Origin of the sequence: uncultured Acetatifactor sp. (assembly GCF_948601915.1) — a bacterium.
Lineage (GTDB): Bacteria > Bacillota > Clostridia > Lachnospirales > Lachnospiraceae > Acetatifactor.
In genome coordinates this window covers 24,291-30,762 of record NZ_CAPDXS010000052.1, presented here as the reverse complement: position 1 = coordinate 30,762, position 6,472 = coordinate 24,291, and the positions used below count along the sequence as shown (strand labels likewise).

The window sequence follows — 6,472 nt, the reverse complement described above, 5'->3', positions numbered from 1 at the left end:
TTTCTGGTGATCGCGGTATGCGAGAAGGAGTGCCGGAGGATAGACAGGGAGAAGGAGAGATTACATGGATAAGAACAGAGGAAATGCGCCCGTGGACAGATGGAAGGTCATCGCGGGCATTTGCATCGCGGTGGCAGTGGCGGCTGGGGTAGCGCTGGTGTGCCTGCTGCGGGACTTCTATGGCGAAGAGATGGAATCGGAGACGAAGATGGAGGAGCTGCGGGGGGTATCGCTGGAGGCGGAGGGCGCAGAGGAGACCGGGGAGGAGGGCGGAGAGGATACGGAGGCCCAGCCTGCCGAGGCTCCGGCAGCCACACAGAAGCCTCTGGAGAAGAACCCCTACGGGGACCTCTTCGTCCAGAACGGGGACATGGCATTATGGCTGACAGTGGACGGGACGGCCATCGACTATCCCGCCATGCAGACCCCGGAGGACGAGAACTATTATCTGGAACGGGATTTCGACGGGAATGAGGACAAGGCAGGGTGCCTGATTCTGGACACGGACAGCGCGCTGTACGGGGAAAACCTTACCACGAACCTCATCATCCATGGGCATAACATGAAGGCAGGGACTATGTTCGGCGGGCTGATGCAGTATGAGGACGAGGGCTACGCAGCGGAACATAAGCGCATGGAGGTCCATACCAGGACAGACAAAAGGGAGTATGAAGTCATAGCTGTCTTCTACAGCCAGGTGTATTACCCCACGGATACGGTGTTCAAGTATTACAACTTTTTCCATGCGGACACGGAGATGGAATTCAACTATTTCTACGACGGCATCAAGGAGCTGTCCCTGTACGACACGGGAGTGACGGCGAAGCTGGGGGACCATTTCCTGACGCTGTCCACCTGCTCCTATCAGGTGGAGGACGGGCGCTTCGTGGTGGTGGCGAAAGAGGTGGGCAGGGAGGAGAAGTATGAATCTCCGGATTAAGGGGGGCTTCGGCGGCGAGTAAAAGGAATTAGCGTATGCAGAAGTATCAACTACAGCAAGAAGAACCTTGAGGGGATACTTCAGAACGAGAGCCCACAGTATAATAGGCAACAAGGCAGGATAAAGCGTAGGGATAAAGAAATTTAATGTGAATTTTATTGTAAAGCCATGTGTTTTTTTGTATAATTGAAGTGCGGCGAGAGTAAGCTATATCGTATGTTTTTGTCACAGATTTTTAGAAATCGAGGTGATAAGGTGCCGGACGATACAAAACAGACGCAGGAAGTCAATGGGACACGCCCCATGGCAAAGCGTACTGCAAAAAACAGTGTCTTTTTAGACCTTTTCCAAGATAAAAAGAATTTGTTGAAGCTGTATAAAACATTACACCCAGAGGATACAGACGCAACGGAGGACACGCTGGATATTGTAACAATAGACAATGTTCTGACAGACAATCTCTATAATGATTTGGGTGTCATGGTGGGTAACAACAGATTGCTTTTACTTTTGGAGGCACAGTCTACATGGACGGTAAATATCTTAATCAGAATACTGTTGTATTTGGCACAAAGTTACCATGAATATTTTGAGAGGACATCTCAAAGCCTATACAAGAGTACAAAGGTTAAAATCCCTAAACCTGAATTGTACATTATCTATACAGGTAATAAAGGCAGAAAACCTGATACAATATCTTTGTCGAAGGAGTTTTTTGACGGAGCAGATATAGATATTGAGGTAAGGGCAAAGGTTATTTATGAGAGTGATACAGAGGACATTATCAACCAATATATCGTTTTCTGTAAAGTTTTCGATGAACAGAGAAAGTTGTATGGAATGACAGAACAGGCTGTTAAAGAAACAATCCATATTTGCAAAGACAGAAACATCTTAAAAGAATATCTGATTAGCAGAGAAGTGGAGGTAGTAACGATTATGATGAGTCTATTTGATAATGAGCAGATAATGAGAACATATTGGAAGGATATGGAAAATACTCTTGCTCATAAGAAGGACAGGGAAACAGCCGAAAGAATGATTAAGGATGGAGAACTCTCTCTGGAAAAGATTGCACAGTATGTACCAGCTTTATCAATGGACGAACTAAAAGAACTTGAAGCAGAAGTTATGCAGTTGGCGTAATCAATCAGAATCAAATACAGAGCCGCGGTGGGCCTTACGGTACTGGCTGGGCGTCATGCCCGTGACCTTTTTGAACTGGCGCATGAAGTGCAGCTCATTGTCATACCCGCAGAATGCCGCCAGGGAGGAGACAGTCATCTCCGAGATGCACAGATAGAGCTGCGCGTACCTGATCCGGGCCCGGATGATGTCCTGGATACAGGTGGTGTCGAAGAACTGCTTATACAAATGTTGAAAATGGGATATGCTCAGGTGGAGCCTTTGGGCCAGCCGGGGCGTGTCCCATTTTTGCCAGGGAGCGTTCTGGATTTCCATGCGCAGCTCGCTCATGGGGTAATAATAGAGATTGCCCGTATTGTCATTGGGGGCCGCGTGCACCTGGTCGGCCAGGGAATAAAGCAGGGCATGCATCAGGGAATCGATCGCCTGAGGGCTGTGGGGGCGGGCCGACAGCTTTTCCTGCACCACCAGTCTGGCGTAATCCGTCAGCGTCCCGAGACAGGGGAGCGTAAAGGGGCGGTTCACAGGAATTGCAAGTTCTCGCAGGAGCCCTTCGTCCTCCCCCAGCAGCTCGAAATGGATCCAGTCGTCATTGTAATGGGGATTCCGGCAGCCATAATGCACAGGAGAACCTGCGCCGTAGACCATCACTGTGTTGGGCCCGAAATCCGTCGCTTCGCCATCAATCTCAAAATAGGACGCCGTCTTGATGAGCAGCAGGGCATGATCCTCGTAGCCGCCAGGACAGGAACGGTGGAACTTCATCTTATGCATTGAGTCATAGCCGCAGACATTCACCGTAATCATCGCATATCCCCTTTCGTCTATCGTGGCTTAGGCAGCCACAGATAATGCCGCGCCTCGCGGGCTTCCCCGACATGCATCATTGCAGAAAAAGTCAGTTGATTACATTTTAGGAAATGGGAAAAGGTTTGTCAATATGGTAACATGGAAAAAGGAACGCGAAGAGAAAGCGATTCAGAAATTCAGAAAGACACAGAAGGAGGGATTTCCCATGATACACAACCCCATCCTGCGGGGATTCCACCCGGATCCGTCCATCATCCGGGCAGGAGCAGACTACTATATCGCCACGTCCACCTTCGAGTGGTGGCCGGGCGTGCGCATTCACCATTCCAGGGACCTTGTCCACTGGAGCCTGATAGGATACCCCCTCACCCGCATGTCCCAGATGGACCTTCGGGGCGTGGGGCCCTCCCAGGGGATATGGGCGCCCTGCCTGACGTATGACAATAGTGTCTTCTATCTGGTGTACACCATAGTGAAAGCCTTTTACTGCAATATGTACGACACGGAGAACTACCTGGTGACGGCGGAGGACATCCACGGCCCCTGGTCGGAGCCGGTGGCATTGAACAATTTCGGCTTCGATCCCTCCCTGTTCCACGATGACGATGGCCGCAAATACATGGTCAGCATGGTGACGGACCACAGGGTGCCCAAGAAGTACGCAGGCCGCCTGGTGCTGCAGGAATTCGATGCCGCCGGGCGGCGAATGGTCGGACCGGTGAGGGACATCTACCGCGCCGACGGCATCTTTCTGGAGGGGCCGCATATCTTCAAGCGGGACGGCTGGTACTATCTCTTCAGCGCGGATACCGGCACAGGGGAAGCTCACGGCCAGACCATACAGCGGGCCAGGGACGTCTGGGGGCCCTACGAGATGCATCGGCCCGCGGATGCCTGTAGGCAGGAGGGGGAGGCCTATTCCATCCTGACCTCCCGCCATCATGAGGACATCCTGCTCCAGAAGGCCGGGCACTGCGATTTGGTGGAGACGCCGGAGGGAGAGTGGTATATGGTGCATCTGTGCGGCAGGGCCTCAGAAGACCGCAATCCTGATGATGCGGAGCGCTTCGCCGGAGCCAGGCGCTACATGCTGGGCCGGGAGACAGCCATCCAGAAGGTGCGCTGGACGGAGGACGGGTGGCTGGAGCTGGCAGAGGGAGGGAATGTGCCCCGGGAGGAGGTGGAGCCGCCGAAATGCCGGGAGAGGACAGAAAGCAAAGCGGAATGTGCGAAGTGCCAGGAGAGGACAGAAAGCAAATCGGAATGTGCGAAATGCCAGGAGAGGACAGAAAGCAAAGCGGAATGTGCGAAGGGCCTGGAGAGGACAGAAGGCAAAGCGGAATGTGCGAAGGGCCTGGAGAGGACAGAAAGCAAAGGGAAATACGCGGAATGGCTGGTAGAGGCAGAAAGCAAAGCGGAATGTACAGAAAGGACAGATGTGGCAAAAAGGGCAGCAGCCGGAGAGCCGGACAGTGCAGAACAGAAGCAGCTCCTGCCAGGCAGGGCGCTGGTGCGGGACGATTTCGATGCGCCCACTCTGCACCTGGACTATCAGTCCCTGCGGGTTCCCATGGACGAGCGCCACATTTCCCTGACGCAGCGCCCAGGGTGGCTGCGGATGTACGGGAGAAGCGGCCTGGCTTCCCGTTTTGCCCAGACCCTGATCGCCAGGCGGGTCACGGAGTACCATATGGACGCGGCGTGCTGCCTGGCCTTTGAGCCGGAGGTCTTCAAGCAGATGGCGGGGCTGATATTGATGTACGATACGGACAATTACCTGTATCTGCACCTTTCCCATGACGAGGACGTGGGAAAATGCATCACTCTGCTGAAGGCGGAGAACAAGAGGTACGAATACCTGACGGAGTATATACCGATAGAAAAAGAACGCGATATCGTCCTGCAGATATCCCTGCGGGGGACGCAGGCACAGTTCTCCTACGGATTCCGGGGGGAGGCATTGCGGAACATAGGAGCCGGCGTCAATGCAAGCTTCCTTTCGGACGAAGCCTGCAGGGAGGGGTGGTTCACCGGGGCCATGGTGGGGATCTGTTGCCAGGATTTGACAGGCTTTGGGAAACATGCGGACTTTGACTGGTTTGAGGTGAAATGTATGCGGGAGTCGGAACAGTAGCGGAATTCCGGATGCAATGGGCCCGGGCGGCAGTGGGGCATACGGGCCGGGAAGCTGTGGGGAACGGGCAGCGCGGCGAAACGCGGCTATGCATCGGACAGTAGCTTTGCATTGGACAGCGGCTATGCATTGGATCGCAGCTATGCATTGGGCTACACCTTTGTAGTGAAATGCGAGAGCAAAGAAAACAGAGATGACAGGAAGGTAATAGAACGTGATAGAGCGCAATGGAAAGAATAAGCGAGAGGAGAGCATGGACATGAACGGACATGAAGAATGGACGGATGCCGTAATCGCGAAGATTCGTCAAAAGATGGAATGGGTCAGCGAGAAGAACAGAGAAAAGATTCCCTACAGAACCGATGGGAACGGCGACTATGACGACAGGTCGGACGCTTCAGGGCAGTGGCGCATGGACGACGGCCTGAACTGGTGGACCAACGGCTTCTGGGGAGGGATTATGTGGCTCTTATACCAGGACACGGGAGAGCAGCGCTATGCCGACATCGCCCGGGTCTCGGAACGGAAGCTGGAGCAGTGCTTTGCGGATTTCTACGGCCTGCACCACGATGTGGGCTTTATGTTCGTGCCCACGGCGGTGGCGGACTATAAGCTCACCGGGAACCCGGATTCCAGAAGGATTGCCCTGCACGCCGCCACCCTCCTGGCGGGACGCTTCAACCCGGTTGGGAAGTTCATCCGTGCCTGGAACGACTTGGAGGAGGACACCAGGGGCTGGGCCATCATCGACTGCATGTTCAACCTCTCGCTGCTGTACTGGGCCAGCGAGGAGAGCAAAGACCCAAGGTTCCGCCAGATTGCCATGCTGCACGCGGACACCGTGCGGAAGAATTTCGTCCGGCCTGACGGCTCCGTATGCCACATCGTGGAATTCGACCCGGAGACGGGAGAGATGGTGAAAAGCCACGGCGGCCAGGGCTGCGGGGAGGGCTCCGCCTGGACCAGGGGCCAGGGCTGGGCGCTGTACGGTTTCATGATAAGCTACATCCATACGGGAAGACAGGAATACCTGGACACGGCGAAGCGTGTGGCGGATTACTGTCTGGCGAATATTCCGGAGAGCGGCATTATCCCCGTGGACTTCCGCCAGCCGACAGAGCCCGCCTATGAGGACTCCTGCGGGGCCTGCGTGATCGCGGGAGGCCTGCTGGAGCTGGCCCGGCATCTGCCGGAGGAGCAGCGCGGCAGATATGAAGACGCAGCGGTGAAAATCCTCCGGGCCATAGCGGACGCCCGGGCGGACTTCGGCCGGGGATGCGACGCCATCGTCCAGAACTGCAGCGCGGCCTACCATGCCCCGGAGCACCATTTCACCATGAGCTACGCGGACTATTATTTCATAGAAGCCATGTACAAGGTGAAGGGCGTGGGCAGATTGCTATGGTAATCAACCTGAAGCATTCGGCTCCGCTTATGGCATA

General features: G+C 54.6%; 5 protein-coding genes. 4 read left to right on the top strand and 1 reads right to left on the bottom strand.

All coding sequences use genetic code 11. The features are described from left to right. The first annotated feature begins 64 nt into the window (after positions 1-64). Both Q2B33_RS10835 and Q2B33_RS10830 read left to right on the top strand, forming a co-directional pair. On the top strand, positions 65-940 hold the full coding sequence (locus Q2B33_RS10835; protein WP_300565458.1) for a class B sortase: 876 nt from the start codon (positions 65-67) through the stop codon (positions 938-940). A 303-nt stretch (positions 941-1,243) separates the two neighbouring features. Further along, complete coding sequence (locus tag Q2B33_RS10830; RefSeq protein WP_330684693.1) at positions 1,244-2,086, top strand: hypothetical protein; 843 nt, start codon at positions 1,244-1,246, stop codon at positions 2,084-2,086. On the opposite strand, the gene Q2B33_RS10825 is transcribed toward Q2B33_RS10830, so the two are convergent. Next, the gene (locus Q2B33_RS10825) at positions 2,087-2,893 is read right to left on the bottom strand and encodes an AraC family transcriptional regulator (RefSeq protein ID WP_300782684.1); all 807 of its coding nucleotides are present in this window, start codon (positions 2,891-2,893) and stop codon (positions 2,087-2,089) included. Between the two features lie 208 nt (positions 2,894-3,101). On the opposite strand from Q2B33_RS10825, the gene Q2B33_RS10820 reads away from it, so the two are divergent. Next, entirely contained in the window at positions 3,102-5,030 is a 1,929-nt protein-coding gene (locus Q2B33_RS10820; RefSeq protein WP_300782687.1) for a family 43 glycosylhydrolase, read from the top strand. A gap of 259 nt (positions 5,031-5,289) precedes the next feature. Continuing rightward, positions 5,290-6,438 (top strand): glycoside hydrolase family 88 protein, encoded by a 1,149-nt coding sequence (locus Q2B33_RS10815; RefSeq protein WP_300782690.1) that lies wholly within the window; start codon positions 5,290-5,292, stop codon positions 6,436-6,438. The last annotated feature ends 34 nt before the right edge of the window (positions 6,439-6,472 follow it).